Origin of the sequence: Rhizobium leguminosarum, from assembly GCF_010668065.1 — a bacterium.
In the GTDB taxonomy this organism is placed as follows: Bacteria; Pseudomonadota; Alphaproteobacteria; order Rhizobiales; family Rhizobiaceae; genus Rhizobium; species Rhizobium leguminosarum_S.
Map to the genome: position 1 here is coordinate 92,685 of NZ_WUEN01000013.1, position 16,132 is coordinate 108,816.

At 61.9% G+C, this 16,132-nt stretch carries 13 protein-coding genes; 3 read left to right on the forward strand and 10 right to left on the reverse strand.

Going from position 1 to position 16,132, the window contains the following annotated elements:
* Window positions 1–21 precede the first annotated feature (21 nt).
* From GR198_RS28150 to mscL, 4 genes are all read right to left on the reverse strand, one after another.
* The gene (locus tag GR198_RS28150; protein ID WP_164069863.1) at window positions 22–1,983 is read right to left on the reverse strand and encodes a putative bifunctional diguanylate cyclase/phosphodiesterase; all 1,962 of its coding nucleotides are present in this window, start codon (window positions 1,981–1,983) and stop codon (window positions 22–24) included.
* Between the two features lie 107 nt (window positions 1,984–2,090).
* Window positions 2,091–3,125, reverse strand: a complete 1,035-nt coding sequence (gene galE, locus GR198_RS28155) for a UDP-glucose 4-epimerase GalE (protein ID WP_027666308.1) — start codon at window positions 3,123–3,125, stop codon at window positions 2,091–2,093.
* A gap of 221 nt (window positions 3,126–3,346) precedes the next feature.
* Window positions 3,347–4,513 carry a pyridoxal phosphate-dependent aminotransferase gene (locus GR198_RS28160; protein ID WP_164069864.1) on the reverse strand — a complete coding sequence of 389 codons (1,167 nt, stop codon included), beginning with the start codon at window positions 4,511–4,513 and terminating at the stop codon, window positions 3,347–3,349.
* Between the two features lie 122 nt (window positions 4,514–4,635).
* The gene (gene mscL, locus GR198_RS28165) at window positions 4,636–5,073 is read right to left on the reverse strand and encodes a large conductance mechanosensitive channel protein MscL (protein WP_012755977.1); all 438 of its coding nucleotides are present in this window, start codon (window positions 5,071–5,073) and stop codon (window positions 4,636–4,638) included.
* A gap of 220 nt (window positions 5,074–5,293) precedes the next feature.
* Between mscL and GR198_RS28170 the strand changes: the two genes are divergently transcribed.
* Window positions 5,294–8,836 (forward strand): PAS domain-containing hybrid sensor histidine kinase/response regulator, encoded by a 3,543-nt coding sequence (locus GR198_RS28170; RefSeq protein ID WP_164069865.1) that lies wholly within the window; start codon window positions 5,294–5,296, stop codon window positions 8,834–8,836.
* Window positions 8,837–8,947: 111 nt separating this feature from the next.
* Here the strand turns inward: GR198_RS28170 and GR198_RS28175 are convergent, their stop codons facing one another.
* Entirely contained in the window at window positions 8,948–9,505 is a 558-nt protein-coding gene (locus GR198_RS28175; RefSeq protein WP_164069866.1) for a TetR/AcrR family transcriptional regulator, read from the reverse strand.
* A 137-nt stretch (window positions 9,506–9,642) separates the two neighbouring features.
* On the opposite strand from GR198_RS28175, the gene GR198_RS28180 reads away from it, so the two are divergent.
* Complete coding sequence (locus GR198_RS28180; RefSeq protein ID WP_164069867.1) at window positions 9,643–10,845, forward strand: MFS transporter; 1,203 nt, start codon at window positions 9,643–9,645, stop codon at window positions 10,843–10,845.
* Window positions 10,846–10,851: 6 nt separating this feature from the next.
* Here the strand turns inward: GR198_RS28180 and GR198_RS28185 are convergent, their stop codons facing one another.
* A complete protein-coding gene (locus GR198_RS28185; RefSeq protein ID WP_164046949.1) occupies window positions 10,852–11,295 on the reverse strand; it encodes a YybH family protein in 444 nt (147 codons plus the stop codon).
* A 94-nt stretch (window positions 11,296–11,389) separates the two neighbouring features.
* Complete coding sequence (locus GR198_RS28190) at window positions 11,390–11,794, reverse strand: GFA family protein (RefSeq protein WP_164046948.1); 405 nt, start codon at window positions 11,792–11,794, stop codon at window positions 11,390–11,392.
* 58 nt (window positions 11,795–11,852) lie between these two features.
* On the opposite strand from GR198_RS28190, the gene GR198_RS28195 reads away from it, so the two are divergent.
* Window positions 11,853–12,353 (forward strand): MarR family winged helix-turn-helix transcriptional regulator, encoded by a 501-nt coding sequence (locus GR198_RS28195; protein WP_204328619.1) that lies wholly within the window; start codon window positions 11,853–11,855, stop codon window positions 12,351–12,353.
* Between the two features lie 392 nt (window positions 12,354–12,745).
* On the opposite strand, the gene GR198_RS28200 is transcribed toward GR198_RS28195, so the two are convergent.
* The 3 genes from GR198_RS28200 to GR198_RS28210 form a co-directional block, all read right to left on the reverse strand.
* On the reverse strand, window positions 12,746–12,955 hold the full coding sequence (locus GR198_RS28200; protein ID WP_003545273.1) for a cold-shock protein: 210 nt from the start codon (window positions 12,953–12,955) through the stop codon (window positions 12,746–12,748).
* Between the two features lie 280 nt (window positions 12,956–13,235).
* Window positions 13,236–13,799, reverse strand: coding sequence for a YdeI/OmpD-associated family protein (locus tag GR198_RS28205; protein WP_164069868.1), 564 nt, complete (start codon window positions 13,797–13,799; stop codon window positions 13,236–13,238).
* A 117-nt stretch (window positions 13,800–13,916) separates the two neighbouring features.
* Window positions 13,917–16,130: an FAD-dependent oxidoreductase gene (locus GR198_RS28210; RefSeq protein WP_164069869.1), complete on the reverse strand. Its 2,214-nt coding sequence runs from the start codon at window positions 16,128–16,130 to the stop codon at window positions 13,917–13,919.
* Window positions 16,131–16,132: the final 2 nt, after the last annotated feature.

Genomic DNA, 16,132 nt, shown 5'->3' on the forward strand with positions numbered 1-16,132 from the left:
AAGACCGGTCGGGAGATTGGTTCAGGCAGACAGCGAATTGCGGGCAGAGGCTTCGGCCTCGCACCTGAGAGCGTAGTCGATGGCAAGTTCCAGCGGCAGCGGCCGCGAGAAATGATAGCCCTGCGCCAGGCGCACGCCCATCGCCTTCAATCCCTCGGCGATCTCTTCGCTTTCGACGCCTTCGGCGACGGAGGCGATGCCGAGATTCTGGCAGAGATTGGCGACCGAGCGGGTGATGTTCATGCAACGGGCGTCACGATCGAAATTCATCACGAAGGACTTGTCGATCTTCAGCTTGTCGAAGCCGAGACGATGAATATGGCTGAGGCTCGAATAGCCGGTGCCGAAATCGTCGAGCGCGATCGAGATGCCGGCAGCGCGCAGCATAGTGATCACCTGGTCGGCGGTGTCGAAATCGGAGAGCAGCGCGGTCTCGGTGATCTCGAATTCGATACGCCTGGGATCGATGCCGGAGCGGGTGATCATGGCCAGCAGCGCCATCGAGGTCTCGTGGTCGCAGATATCGCGCGCCGAGAGATTGAAGGACAGCCTCAAATGCCGTGGAATGATCGCCAGCGCTTCGAGCGCCTTGGCGAAAAGGATGCGCGTCATGCGGCCGATGACGGCCGTGCGCTCGGCCGCCGGAATGAAGGCGTCTGGACTGATGCGGCCGAAGCGGGCGCTGTCCCAGCGGGCGAGCGCCTCGTAGGCGACGACGCGGCCGCTCTTCAATTCGACGATCGGCTGATACTCGAGTTTCAATTCCTTGGCGAAATCATTCGCCTGCAGCTCGAGTTCGATCAGGTAGCGCTGCGTCAGGATCTTCTCGTGGTCGGCCGAGAAGAACTCGACGCCGCTGCTGCGCTTGCTCTTGACCTGGTAGAGGGCGAAATCCGCCTTCTCGTAGAGATCCTCGGCGGTGTATGTGCCGATATCGGGATAGACGATGCCGCAGGAGCCGAAAACGCGGACGGAGCCGTCGGGAATTTCGAAAGGGTCACGGACGGCCGCGCAGAGCGCCAGGCCGAGATCGGCGATCGCCTTGCGTGTCATCGAACAGGGGAAGATGATGCCGAACTCATCGCCGCCAAGACGGGAGACGATGCCCTCTTCGCCGACCAGCGCGACGAAGCGGCGGGCCGTCTCCTTGAGCACGAGATCCCCGGCGGCATGGCCGAAGACGTCGTTGACCGGCTTGAAGCCGTCGAGATCGAGAATGCCGAGGACGGGTGGCGAGGACGGATCCTTCTGCAGCCGTTTTTCCAGCGAGAGAAAGAAGCTGCGGCGATTGGCAAGGCCTGTCAGCTGGTCATGCAGCGCATTGCGGCTGTTGACGAGGTTCAGTTCCTCGGCCTCCGCCTGCTTCTTCTTCAGTTCTTCGGTCAATTGCACCAGACCGACGAAATTCTGGAAATAGCTGTTGATCACCCTGAGGAAGGGCAGGATCAGGAAGAGGCCGCTGATGGCCGTCGCCACGAAAACGGGATTGCCTGAGAACAAGAAGGTCGCGACCATGGCCGAGAAGGTGATGACCGTGGTCAGCGCTGCCGCCATCGGCAGGTGCATCAGGCAAAAGATGCAGGAAATGCCCGTCACGACGAGGAAATAGGCAATCTGACCCTGCTGGGAAGCATCGCCATATTGGTAAAGCGCGATCGCCCAGCCGCCGAAAGCGACGGCCAGGATGCCGGCCCCCGATATCGTCACCTTCATCAGCCTGTAGGCCCGATCGGCGGTCACATCTTCCTTGCCCCGGATCTCCCACCAGCAGAGACGGAAGACACAGACGACGCTCAGGGCCACGGGAATGTAGAGCGAAAGCCAAAGCGGCGCGGATTTGAGGTGGGTGATCGCCACCGCAAGGGCGTTGATGATCAGCAGGACATAGAGAATGGGGATCTGCGACGACAGGGCCCTGAACTGCGCCAGCAGAAGCGTCGGATTGTCTTTTTGCAGCTGCAATGAGGCCAGAAAGTTCTTCATCGTCTCTTTTCCGTTGGCCCGAGCCAGCCAGAGAAAGCTTGATTTTTCCTTATTCACGTTACGCATGCAGACCCCGCAGGCGCGGGGATGGTAAACGGGCTCCTGGATCAGAACGAAGCGGCGGCGAGTGCCCGGTGGATGCTGTGCAGGTCGTCGACATTCTTGTTCGACAGGAACAGTTCCCAATCGAGCGAGCTCTGGACGATGGTTTCCAGCGAATCGTATCTGGGCTTCCAGTCGAGCACCTGCCGGGCGAGCGAAGCGTCGGCGACGACGCTTGCCGAATCGCCGGCGCGCCGCGGCGCCATGTGGATCTTGAAGGAATGTCCATGCAAGCGGGTGACCATGTTCAGCACGTCGAGCACGGAATAGCCGCTGCCATAACCGCAATTGGCAACGAGCGAGCCCTTGCCTCTGCGCAGATGCTGCAGCGCTTTCAGATGTGCATCGACGAGATCGCCGACATGGATGTAGTCGCGCACGCCGGTGCCGTCATGGGTGGGATAATCGATGCCGTAGACGTTGACGCTGTCGCGCCTGCCGAGCGCTGCCTCGCAGGCGACCTTGATGAGGTGCGTGGCGCCTGAGGTCGACTGGCCGGCACGGTGGTGCGGGTCGGCGCCGGCGACGTTGAAGTAGCGAAGCGCGACATAGTTGAAATCATAGGCGGCGGCGGCGTCGCGCAGCATGAACTCGGTCATCAGCTTCGACTGGCCGTAAGGATTTTCCGGATTGAGGGGGGCCGTCTCCTTCACCGGCAGATCGGTCTTTTGCTGGCCGTAGACGGCCGCCGTCGAGGAGAAGACGAAGTTGCGGATACCGGCCTTGACCGAAGCGCTCAGCAGCGCCCGGGTCTTGCCGGAATTGTTGTCGTAATAGGAGAGCGGATCGGCGACCGAAACCGGGACGACGGCGGAGCCGGCGAAATGGATGATCGCCTCGATGTCGTTTTCGATGAAGACTTTTTTCAATATGTCGGGATCGGCAACGTCGCCGAGATAGAAACGCGCCGCCGGCGCCACGGCCCAGCGAAAGCCTGTGGAGAGGCGGTCGAGCACGACCACATCCTCGCCCGCATCGAGCAGCGCCCAAACCATGTGACTGCCGATATAACCGGCCCCGCCCGTCACCAAAACCGCCATGTCCCGCATCCCTGCTTTCGTTTTTATAAGCAGGGGCATCAGGCGCCGGTTTTTCTTTCCAATTTTCTTATCGAACGGCCTTTGGAAGGCCTTTGAACGGGTATGTTTGGAGTCGTGGTTAGAGGCCGATTTCGGGCTTTGCTAGAGTTTTATCGATCCGGCGATTGCGGCACAAAATGGATCCGGCCACCCGCAACGATAGCTCTTGCGGCCGATGGTTCTCAGAGCTTGAGGATATAGTCGCAGAGGCGCTCGGCCGCGATCGCCACCTGCGTGGGATCACGCAGGAAACAGGCGCGCAGGAAGAGTTCGCCGCCCGGTCCGAAAGCGGTGCCGGGAGCAAGGCCGACGCCTGTCTTGTCGACGATGTCGAGCGCTGCCTTGCGGCTGTCGGCGACGCCGTCGATCTTCAGGAAGGCGTAGATCGCGCCATCCGGCTTCAGCGTCTCGACGCGGTTGGTGGCGACAAGCGCATCGCAGAGAATATCGCGGGAGCGGGCCGCCTTGGCGATATTGGCAGCGACGAAATCGTCGCCTTGATCAAGGGCTGCGACGGCGCCCTTCTGCATGAACTGCGCTACCCCCGATGTCGAATACTGGATGAGGTTTTCGAGCACCTGGCCCATTTCAGGCGGTGCTACGATCCAGCCGACGCGCCAGCCGGTCATCGACCAGTTCTTCGAGAAGGAATTGACGAAGATGATCTTGTCGCCCTCGTCCATCACATCGAGGAAAGAGGGCGCGCGGCCGCCGGCAAAATAGTAGCGGGCGTAGATTTCATCCGCCATGATCCAGAGGTCGTGCCTGCGGGCAAGCGCCAGGATATCGACAAGGTCCTGTTTCGTTGCCGTCCAACCCGTCGGATTCGACGGCGTGTTGATGAAGATGCCCTTGGTCTTCGGGGTGATCGCGGATTCGATGCGGTCAAGATCGATCGCCCATTTGCCGCCTTCGAACTGCAGCTCGACACTGAGCGAGCGCGCACCTGCTATCTCGAGAGCGGCGGCAATGTTCGGCCAGGAAGGCGACAAGTAAACCAGTTCGTCGCCCGGCGAGGTCAGCGCCTGCACGGCGATCTGGATCGCCTGCATGCCGGAACCGGTGACGTAGAAATGCTCGACCGGAAGCCGGATTCCGAAATGTCTGTCGTAATAATCCGAAAGCGCCTGGCGAAGCTCCGGAATGCCGCGCTGCCAGGTGTAGAAGGTCTCGCCGCTAGCAAGCGCATCCATCGCCGCCCTGCTGATGAAATCGGGGGTCGGCAGATCGCCCTCACCCACCCAGAGCGGCAGCAGGCCTTCGCGGCCACGGGCATAGTTGACGAGTTCCACGATCCCGCTTTCGGGCGCCGCCAGGGCGCGCGGGCTAAGGCTGCTGACGATCGACATGCATATCTCCGGTTTCCGCCTTCATAGCGGATTTGCGCCGGCAAATCCCATGACATCCAGTGATGGCATATCGATTTTCGTGATGAATGAGCCCGGCCGAAGCGGACGGGCTCCAGCCCGGATCAAGCCGTCGGGCGCGTGGCGAGAAGATCGCGGATTTCCGTCAGCAGCTGAACATCTGCCGGCGGCGCTGGCAGCTCTTCCGGTGCCACCTTTTCCTGGCGCTCGACCTGGGCGCGCAGGGTGTTCACGCCCTTGACCATCAGAAAGATGATCCAGGCGAGAATGAGGAAGTTGATGAGCACGGTGAGGAAGCTGCCATAGGCAAACACCGCTCCCTGCTCGCGGGCGGCGGCAAGCGACTGTGCGTTGACGGCCGACGACAGTGGGAGGAAGTAATTCGAAAAATCGAAACCGCCGAAAATGGCGCCGACGATCGGCATGATAAGGTCATCCACCAAAGATTTGACGATGCCACCGAAGGCGCCGCCGATGATGACGCCGACTGCAAGATCCATGACATTGCCGCGGGCGATAAAGGCCTTGAACTCATTGAGCATCGGATCCGTCTCCCTTCGATCCATTTCAAAGATATGCAATGGAATTTATTAGCTACATCTTCATCGCAATTAATCAATCGGCAATCGTAATTGTTTGGGGATACCCCGTGCGGTCTTTGACTTAAGGCCTAGACGGCCAGGAATTTTCAAAGCTTCTGAAATGACTTAAGCTGCCCACGTTGCGGGAGGTCCCGGCGGGTTTTCCGCCGGCGGAGGGTCAATGCTTCCAGGCTGGGTTATATTCGCGTCTGCCTTCGGCTATCTGCTCCTGCTTTTCGCCGTGGCAAGCTATGGCGACCGCAAGAACCGCGGCCAGGGCACGCCGCAAGGCGGCCCGGGCACGCCGCAAGGCGGCCAGGGCACTCTGGGCGGATGGCCGGTGGTCTATGCGCTGAGCCTTGCGATCTACTGCACCTCCTGGACCTATTTCGGCAGCGTCGGGCTTGCGGCGCAGCGCGGGTTGGAGTTTGCCGGCATCTATATCGGCCCCATCCTGGTCTTCACGCTCGGCATGCCGTTGCTTCGCCGCATCATAGAGCTCGCCAAGGCGGAGAAGCTCACCTCGGTTGCCGATTTCGTCGCCGCGCGCTACGGCAAGAACCCGACGGTCGCCACGATCGTCGCGCTGATCTCGCTGATCGGAGCCATTCCTTATATCGCGCTGCAGCTCAAGGCGATCTCCAGCACCGTCAGCGCCATGGTCAATCCGTCCGATTACGGCATCGGCAGCGGCAATCTCTATTTCCTCGACCTGCCGCTCGCCGCAACTCTGGTGCTTGCCTGCTTCGCCATCATGTTCGGCACGCGGCATACGGATGCGACGGAGCATCAGGATGGCCTGATCCTCGCCGTCTCGATGGAATCCGTGGTCAAGCTCGTCGCCTTCCTGACGGCCGGCGTCTGCGTCATCTGGTTTCTGTTCGACGGTCCGACCGATCTCTGGCGCAAGACCGTCGACAACGAGCTGGTTATGTCGGCGCTCAGCTACCATACGCCGATCAGCCGCTGGATCACCCTGATCGTCTTGTCGGCCTTTGCGATCATCCTGCTGCCGCGGCAATTCCACGTGACGGTTGTCGAAAACCGAACCCCGAAACAGCTGAAACTCGCAGGCTTCCTGTTTCCCACCTATCTCATCGCCATCAATCTCTTCGTGCTGCCGGTGGCGATCGGCGGGCTGCTGACCTTCGGCGGCACCGGCAATGCCGATTTCTACATGCTGTCGCTGCCGCTTGCCGGCCAGATGCCCGTTATTTCGCTGATCATCTTCATCGGCGGTTTCTCCGCTGCAACGGCGATGGTCATCGTCGATTCCGTCGCACTGTCGATCATGGTGTCGAACGACATCATCATGCCGATCTTCCTCAGGCGCAAACTCGCCGGCCGCGCCGGCCAGCGCGACAATTTCGCCAAGACGCTGCTCAACATCCGCCGCAGCGCCATCTTCGCGGTGCTGCTGTTCGGCTACGCCTATTACCGCTCGACCGACAGCACCGCCGGCCTTGCCTCGATCGGCCTTCTTTCCTTCGCCGCGATCGCGCAAATCGCCCCAGCGATGTTCGGCGGGCTGATCTGGCGGCGGGCGAACGCGCGCGGCGCGATCCTCGGGCTGACCTCCGGCTTCGTCATTTGGATCTACCTGCTGTTCCTGCCCTCGCTCGGCGGCCCCGATTATTCCTATGTGGCGAGCGCAGTGCTCGGCTTCATCTTTCCCGGGACCACGCTGTTCACCGCGCCCGACGCCGATCCGCTGGTCAATGCGACGGCGATGAGCCTGCTGGTCAACAGCGCCTTCTTCGTCGTCGGCTCGCTCACCCGCAACGCCAAGCCGCTGGAGCGCATCCAGGCCGGCATCTTCGTCAAGCGGCATTCGCGCTCGCAATTTGCCACGCGCGGCTGGAAGACCCGCATCAGCGTCGGCGATCTCAAGGCGGCGATCTCGCGCTATCTCGGCGAAGAGCGCATGCAGCGCTCGTTGACGACCTACGAACAAAGCTCCGGCCGCAAGCTGGAAGACGAGCAGCCGGCCGATATGGCGCTCATCCATTTCAGCGAACAGCTGCTCGGCAGCGCCATCGGCTCGTCCTCGGCCCGGCTGGTGCTGTCATTGATCCTGCAGAAGATCGAGGATGCCTCTTCCGACACCGCCTGGCTGCTCGACCAGGCGAGCGAGGCGCTGCAATATAACCAGGACATGCTGCAGACGGCGCTTTCGCAGATGGACCAGGGCATTGCGGTCTTCGACAGTTCCAACCGGCTGACGATCTGGAACCGGCGTTTCCGGCAATTGCTGGACCTGCCTGAGAATGCCGGCCAGGTCGGTTTTCCCTTGTCCGAAATCGTCACCACGCTCAGCCAGCGCGGCGATATCGCGCCCGGCGATCTCAGCCAGACGGTGCGGCATTTCCTGACGCTCGACAAACCTTTCTCGCTGGTGCTCGGCGGTGGCGAGCGGATCATCGAGGTGCGCTCCAACGCCATGCCCGACAAGGGCATCGTCGCCACCTTCACCGACATCACCCAGCGCGTCAGTGCCGACAAAGCGCTGAAACAGGCAAATGAGACGCTGGAGCAGCGCGTTGCCGAACGTACGGCCGAGCTTACCCGCGTCAATCGCGAGCTCGGCGAGGCGCGCGCCGCTGCCGACGAGGCGAATATCGGCAAGACACGCTTTTTCGCCGCCGCCGGCCACGATATCCTGCAGCCGCTCAATGCCGCCCGGCTCTATTCCTCGGCCTTGGTCGAGCGCATGGCGCAATCCGAGAACAGCCCGATCGTGCGCAACATCGATTCCGCGCTGGAATCGGTCGAAACCATTCTCGGCGCGGTGCTCGATATCTCCAGGCTCGATACCGGCGCCATGCGGCCGCGGCTCGCCTCCGTCGCGCTCTCCGACCTGCTGGAGCGTATCCAGACCGATTTTGCGCCGATCGCCCGCGAAAAGCGGCTGAAGCTGGTGGTCATGCCGACTTCGCTACGCGTCCGCTCCGATCCCAACCTGCTGCGCCGGCTGGTGCAGAACCTGGTTTCCAACGCCATCAAATACACCATCACCGGCAAGGTGGTGGTCGGGGCGCGGCGGCGCGGCAACCAGGTGATCATCCAGGTGATCGATTCCGGCATCGGCATCCCGCCGTCGAAATTCCGCACCGTGTTCAAGGAATTCGCGCGGCTGGACGAAGGCGCGAAAACCGCTTCCGGCCTCGGGCTCGGCCTGTCGATCGTCGACCGCATCGCCCGGGTGCTCAACCATCCGGTCGAGCTGCAGTCCACGCATGGCAAGGGCACGGAATTCCGCATTGCCATGCCGCTCGACGTCTCGCGCCCGGCCGCGGCCGCAGCAGCGGTTGCGCCCGCCGACCGTCCCGGCCAGCCGCTGAGCGGGTTGAAAATCCTCTGCATCGACAACGAGCCGAAGATCCTCGAAGGCATGCGGCTCTTGATCAGCGGCTGGGGCTGCGAGGCGGAGTCGCTCAATTGCCTCGCCGAGGTCACCGCCGTCGATGGCCAGGAGGGACCGCCTGACATCGTCATCGCCGATTACCATCTCGGCGACGGCACCGGCATTGCCGCGATCCTGCATCTGCGCCGGCAATTCGGCGCCGATATTCCCGCTTTGCTGATCACGGCCGACCGCACGCCGGAGGTGCGCAGCGAGGCCGAGCGACACGGTATCGCCGTTCAGCACAAACCGGTGCGGCCGGCGGCGCTGCGCGCCTATATCACCCAGATTTCCGGCATCAAGCGCGCCGCCGCGGAGTAAGAGCAAACTTAGAGCATTTCCGTTTTTCTCTGGATCACGGAGATGCTCTATCTCTTTGTTTTCACGCAGTTCCAGACGGAAAACCGCTACACACTTTTGCTGGAATTGCTCTTAGTCCGTCGTGCTCATGACACGCGCAACCAGATCGCGCACACGCTTTGTCGCCGGTACATCGCCAAACAGGATGCGGTACATGATCGGCGCCACGACCTGGTCCATGACGCGCTCGACATCCGGAAAGGCCTCGCCGCGGGCCTTGGCCCTCTCGGCGATGACGTCGATCTGCTGGCGGGTATATTCGCTACATTTACAGGCATTCGCGCCCGCCTGCGCCGCCAGCACGTCGCGGATCATCTCGCGGCCCGGGCCGGAGGACATTTCCTCGGCATATTGCTCGGCCCAGGTTTCGAGATCGGCCTTGCCGCTGCCGGCATCGATCGGCTGCATATCCGGCCGCAGCCGATCGACGGCGACATCGGCAAGAAGCTCCTGCAGGTCACGCCAGCGGCGATAGATGGTCGACGGCGTTACCCCCGCCTTGCCGGCAATCAGCGGGATCGTCACGTCGGCGCGGCTCATCTCGGCCATCAGCTCGCGGACCGCCTTGTGCACCGATGCCTGAACCCGGGCGCTTCTGCCGCCCGGACGGAGATTCTCTTTCACTGTCATGCGTGCAACCCGACTTTCGCCCCTTGACACCAATGGTTCAAAATCTTTGACAGACCTATTAATGCAAAGAATTTGCTTTTACGAAATGCCTGCTCTACATAAGCTAACGCAACGGCTTAGCTTTAAGAGGCTTATATATGTTCGCCGCAGCCAAATCCACCGAGAATTCGCCACGCCCCTCGATCGGCTTTCATGCGCTGACACTCGCGACCTTCTTCGGCGCCTCCGCGGCGCCGACGCCGCTCTACCGGGTCTATCAGGAAAGCTTTTCCGTCTCGCCGGTGCTGATCACGGTGATCTTCGCGGTCTACGCCTTTGCGCTGCTGGCGGCGCTGCTGATCGCCGGTTCGATCTCCGACCACCTCGGCCGCAAGCCGGTGATCTTCTTCGCCCTCGTGCTCGAAATCGTCGCCATGGCGCTCTTTGTTGTCGCAAGCGGTCCCGGTTGGCTGATCGCGGCGCGGATCGTGCAGGGGCTGGCAACCGGGATCGCCGGCGCCTCGATCGGAGCGGCGCTCGTCGATGTCGACCGGGCAAAGGGCCAGATCGTCAACTCGATCGCGCCGCTTTGCGGCATGGCGGTGGGCGCAGTCGGCACCAGCGCCCTGATCCAATACGGCCCCTTCCCGATGCATCTGGTCTATGCGCTGTTGTTTGTCGCCTTCATGCTGCAGGCGGCTGCCATCTGGCTGACAGGCGAGACCGGTGGCACGCGGCCGGGCGCGCTCGGCTCGCTGATACCGCGGGTCACCATTCCCAAGCAGGTGAAGCGGCCACTCTCGCTGGTGACACCGATCAATATCGCCAACTGGACGCTTGCCGGCTTCTATCTCTCGCTGGTCCCGTCGCTGGTCGCCAGCACAACCGGCAGCCGGGCGCCGCTGACGGGCGGGGCCGTCGTCACCGCGCTGATGGTGAGCGGAGCAATCGCCGTCTATATCAGGCGCAGCAGGACGGCCTCGGCCAATCTCACTTTCGGCGTGTCGGCCAAGACGCTCGGCATCCTGACGGTCGTTGCCGGCGTGCATCTTGCCAATGTGCCGCTGCTGCTCGTCGGCACGATTTTTACCGGCGTCGGTTTCGGCACCAATTTCCTCGGGTCGATCGGCACCATCATGCCGCTTGCCAAACCGGACGAGCGGGCCGGGCTGCTATCGGCCTTCTACGTCCAGAGCTACCTCGCCTTCAGCCTGCCGGCGATCCTGGCCGGGTTCCTGGCGAAATCGGCCGGTTACGCATTGACGACCGATATCTATGCGACGGCGATCCTGCTTTTGATGGGCGTCGGATTGATGAGCATTCGCGCCGACCGGCGGAAGATCGCGGGAAGTGCTGCCTGAGATTCTTCACGGCTTGAGATCGAGCAGCGCCCGGCCGCTGCCATCCATGGCGAAGGGTACCGAGGCGTGCTGGTGGGCAACCAGCCATCGGCCATCCTGCTTGACGAGGCCAAGCGTCTGGCGGAACCAGAGATCGACGGCGGCGCCATCGGTCTTGGTCCCGGTCATGCGCGTGAGGCCGCTCCAGAAAGCGACATCCTCGCCAACCGTCAGTCTGGCATCGCGTACATCGCCGCCGATCGGGCCTTCCCAGGTATCGAACCAGGCCTGCAGGCTCGCCTCATCCTTGCCATTGCCGACCAGCGGTGGCGCCAGCGAAAATTCGATCTCATCCTCGGTCTCGTAGGAAAGCGCATCGCTGGCGTTCTTCTCACCCAGCGCCTTGGCCCGCATCATCAGCATGGCGATGATCGCCTCTTCCTCAATCTTCGCATTCGCTTCGTCTTTCACGGTCGTTCTCCTTTTTCCGTTATGGACAGAGGACGAAGGGGAGGACGAGGATCCGACATTAGCGATAGAACCACTGCGCGCTTTTGGAATTGCGTCAGAGATAACTCGTCACCGCCGGTTCGTTCCACCAGGCATCGTGCCTGCCGTCGGAGTAACGGACCGGCAGTGCTGCCAGTTCCTCAGGGGTAATATCGTCGAGACAGGCGATGTTGATCGAGACATAGGCGCCGCCGATCGCTTCGACATAACCGTCGCCATAGGCCGGCACACCGCAGGTGCGGCAGAAGCGGTGATGACCACTCATGGTGTTGAACTGATAGTCGGACGTTTCCGCCCGGTCGCACATCAGCCGGAAATCCTCCGGCTTGACGTTGGCGCCCCAATAGCGGCGCTTGGCGCAGATCGAACAATTGCAGCGGCCGGTGCCCTCCTCGAGGTCCATGTCCACCTCGTAGTGCACTTTGCCGCAATGGCAGCTTCCCTTGTAGGTTTTCTTCATGGCGCTCTCCTCCTTCGGCGTTGCCTTCAGTATCCGCATATGACAATATGTTGTCATTATGGATGAGATACAAAATCGACAACATGTTGTCAAACAAAATCGACCGGAGCGGACAATGGAGGGGGATGCCTTTTCCGCTTTCGCCATCACCGCTCTTCGCCTCGCCGGCCATCTGACGGCGGCGGGCGACCAGTTGGCAAAGCCGGCGGGACAAACCAGCGCGCGCTGGCAGGTGCTGGCCGCGGCACGACGCGGCGGCATGTCGGTGGCGCAGATCGCCCGCGCGCTCGGCCTCGCCCGCCAGGGCGTACAGCGGCTTGCCGACGTGCTGGAGAGCGAAGGTCTGATCGCCTATGCCGACAACCCGCAGCACCAGCGCGCCAAGCTGGTGCGACTGACGGAAGAAGGGGCGGCGCGGCTCGGCGTCATCGAGATCGCCCAAGCCGGATGGGCCGACGGGCTGGGCGCATCGTTTACGTCAGCCGAACTCGATGCGGCGCGGGCGGTGATGGCGCGGGTCATGGAGATGCTGGAGGGTGGCGAGCCGGCTGGCGGTTGAGGGACTTACCAAAGATTCTTTAGGGTCGTGCCGTGGCCGCCCCCCTCTGCCCTGCCGGGCCCGGGGTCGAGCCACGCGTCTCGACCCGTCCTTCGGACCCCCCACAGGTGGGGAGATTGGCAAGAAGCCATGCCTCGCCCTCAATTTACGATTCATGTGACGGCCAGTTGTTTGGGGAAACCATCGCGCCGATCCAATCTCCCTCCTTGTGGGGGAGATGCCCGGCAGGGCAGAGGGGGGTGTCGCGGACGCATTTCTTGGGAAAGGGCACAATATCAGCCAACCAGACACAAAAAAAGGCCGGGTTAACCCGACCTTCCCTGCTATCTCAACGAACCGTGCCAGTACATCCGTGGTCACGATCCGGAGATGATATTTAGAGCCTTGAAGGCTCAGGCCGCCTGGAGGCGGTCTGCCGACATCTTGCCGGACTTGTTGTCGCGGACGAGCTCGTAAGACAGCTTCTGGCCATCCTTGAGATCGCGCATGCCAGCGCGTTCAACGGCGGAGATGTGGACGAAAACGTCGGCTGCGCCGTCATCCGGCTGAATGAAGCCGAAGCCCTTGGTTGCGTTGAACCACTTTACGGTACCAGTGCTCATGACGATATCCTTTTCGAATCGTTCATAGAAGAATGCAGCTCGGATAAATGCCAAGCGGCGATGAAAACCGATTTTGGAGGAAGTTCGCCAGGAACGACACGAGGCCGTTTCAAAGTTCATCTAGCAAGATCGATGCGCGGATATGTAATCGGAAATTGTGTCCGTGACAAGGCCGCAGCTAGGGAAATCGGTGACGTTTCAGACACCGCGGACGGGTCTTTGCCTGCCGCGCTGCGCCGAAAACCGAGGGCGAGATTTTTTGCAGAAGCTGAAATACCGTCTATTCGGCCTGCGTCAATCTGGTGATCGCCTTGCCGAGGCGGGCGACCCGCACTGCCGGGGTCGTTGCCTTCAGGAGCGGCAGGACGATTGCATATTGGCCGGTCTTGTCGAGCCGCGCAAAGGCAGCGCCGGCGGCAGCGTTCTCAGCGAGCGCCGCCGCCAGATCGTCCGGCAGGCCGGCATCGCGTTGCGGAGCGTAGGCGACAGCCCATCGTCCGTCGGCTTTGGCGGCAGCGACTTCGGCAAGGCCCGCCGGCCGCATGCGCCCGGTTTCTGCAAGTGCTGCGACACGATCGACATTGAGCTTGGACCACGGACTTTTGGCGCGCCGGGGCGAATAACGCTGCAGGTAGGAATGCGCGTCAAACCCCTTGCGCTGGCTGTCAATCCAGCCGTAACAGAGCGCCACATCCAGCGCCTCGTCGATGGTGATGAGAGTTCGTTTCGGATTTTTCTTACCGATCTTCAGCCAGGCGCCGGTCGATGCCGCATGATGCACGCAGAGCCAGGATTCCCACTCCATCGGATCGGCGAAGGCGAGGATGTCGGTTGACGGTTGCATGGGCGGTCCGGTCCGAGTGACAGCGAAGCGTGGGTTGATTGCGGTTCAGATTGCCATCGCCACCTGCCCCACTCAACGTTTGAACCCCGGCAAAAGCTGCACAGCTTTAAAGGCGGCCTAAGCCGCCTTCCCCACCTTCGCATAGGGGTCGAACCGACCGTAAAACGTCTCGCCTGTGGCTGCCATGTCCTTCAGCAGCGGCGTCGGCTTGAAGTGACTTCCGTAAGTACCAGCTAACTTTTCAGCCAGTTCCACGAAAACCTTCGCACTCATCCCGTCGATATAGCTCAGCGCGCCGCCAGTATAGGGCGCGAAGCCGAATCCGAGGATCGAACCGACATCCGCTTCGCGCGGATCGGTGACGATGCCTTCCTCGACCGTGCGGGCGGCTTCCAGCGCGATGGTGACGAGGAAGCGTTGCTTCAGCACGTTGACGTCAACCTCGTCCGCCTGCTGCTGCGGGTAGAAGGTCTTGAGGTCGGGCCAGAGGGACTTCTTCGCCGGCTTCGGCGGATAGTCGTAGAAGCCCTTGGAATTCTTGCGGCCGAAACGGCCTTCCTTTTCCACCATGCGGGAGATGAGGTCCATATGCCTGGGGTCGATGGCTTTTTCGCCGAGATCGGCGACCGTCGCCTTGAGGATCTTCAGCGAGAGGTCGATGGCGACCTCGTCGTTCAGCGCCAGCGGACCGACCGGCATGCCGGCCATCTTGGCGGCATTCTCGATCATGACAGGCGGCACGCCCTCGATCAGCATGTCGTAGCTTTCGGACATGTAACGCAGCACACAACGATTGACGAAGAAGCCGCGGGTGTCGTTGACGACGATCGGCGTCTTCTTGATGGCTGCGACATAATCAAGAGCAACGGCCAGCGCCCTGTCGCCGGTGTCGCTTCCGAGGATGACCTCGGTCAGCATCATCTTCTCGACAGGCGAGAAGAAGTGGATGCCGATGAAATCGGCAGGGCGTTTCGAATTCTTGGCAAGACCGGAGATCGGCAGGGTCGAGGTGTTGGAGGCGAAGATCGCGCCTTCCGGCAGCACGGCTTCGACCGCCTCGATGACCGCTTTCTTCACCTCGCGATCCTCGAACACCGCCTCGATGACGAGATCGGCATTGGCAAGGTCGGCATAGTCCGCCGAGGGCGTGATGCGGGAGAGCAGTGCAGCTGCTTCATCCTGCGTAAGACGCCCCTTACCGACAGAATCCTTGACCAGGCCTTCGGAGACGGTCTTGCCCTTGGTCGCCGCTTCGGTGTCGCGGTCGATCAACGTCACCGGAATGCCGGCGGCGGCAGTGACATAAGCGATCGAGGCGCCCATGAAGCCGGCGCCGACGACGCCGACATGCTTCAGCTCGGTCTTCGCATGACCGGCCGGGCGGCGGGCGCCCTTGCCGAGCTCCTGCATGGAGATGAACAGCGAACGGATCATCGAGAAGGCTTCGCGGGTCTGCAGCACCTCGGTGAAGTAACGCTGCTCGATCTTCAGGCCGGTGTCGAACGGGACCTGCAGGCCTTCGTAGACGCATTTCAGAATGGCAAGCGCTGCCGGATAATTGCCCGATGTTTCCCGGCGCAAGATTGCCGGGGCTGCCGGCCAGAGCTGGGCGGAAGCCGGCGTCCAGATGCCGCCGCCCGGTGCCTTGAAACCCTTCTCGTCCCAGGGAGCGACCGGCTTCAGGCCATCCTTGATCATCTGCTTGGCGGCCGGGATGAGCTGATCCGGCTCGACCACCTGATGCACGAGGTTCATCGCCTTGGCGCGGGAGCCGGTCAGCGACTGGCCCGTCGTCATCATCTGCAGCGCATCCTGGGCGTTCGCCAGCCGCGGCACACGCTGCGTGCCGCCGGCGCCGGGGAAGATACCGACCTTCACTTCGGGCAGCGCGATCTTGACGCTCTTGGCATTGGAGGCGACGCGACCGTGGCAGGCGAGCGACAGTTCAAAGGCGCCGCCCATGCAGGTGCCGTTGATGGCGGACACCCAGGGCTTGCCCGATGTTTCGAGTTTGCGGAACAGGCCACTCATGCGGCCGACCAGACCGAAGAGGTTCTGCACGGCCGTCTCTGGGCTCTTTGCCTTCTCCTCCTGATAGGAACTGAACATCGACTTGATCATCGACAGATCGGCACCGCCGGAGAAGGAGGACTTGCCCGAGGTGAAGACGACACCCTTGACGGCGGCATCGGCGGTCGTGGCGTCGATGATCGCGTCAAGTTCGGCCATCACCTCGGCGGTGAAGACGTTCATCGATTTACCGGGCATGTCCCAGGTGACGAGAGAGATGCCGTCGGCGTCGGTTTCGAGCGTGAAATTGGTGTAGGTCATTG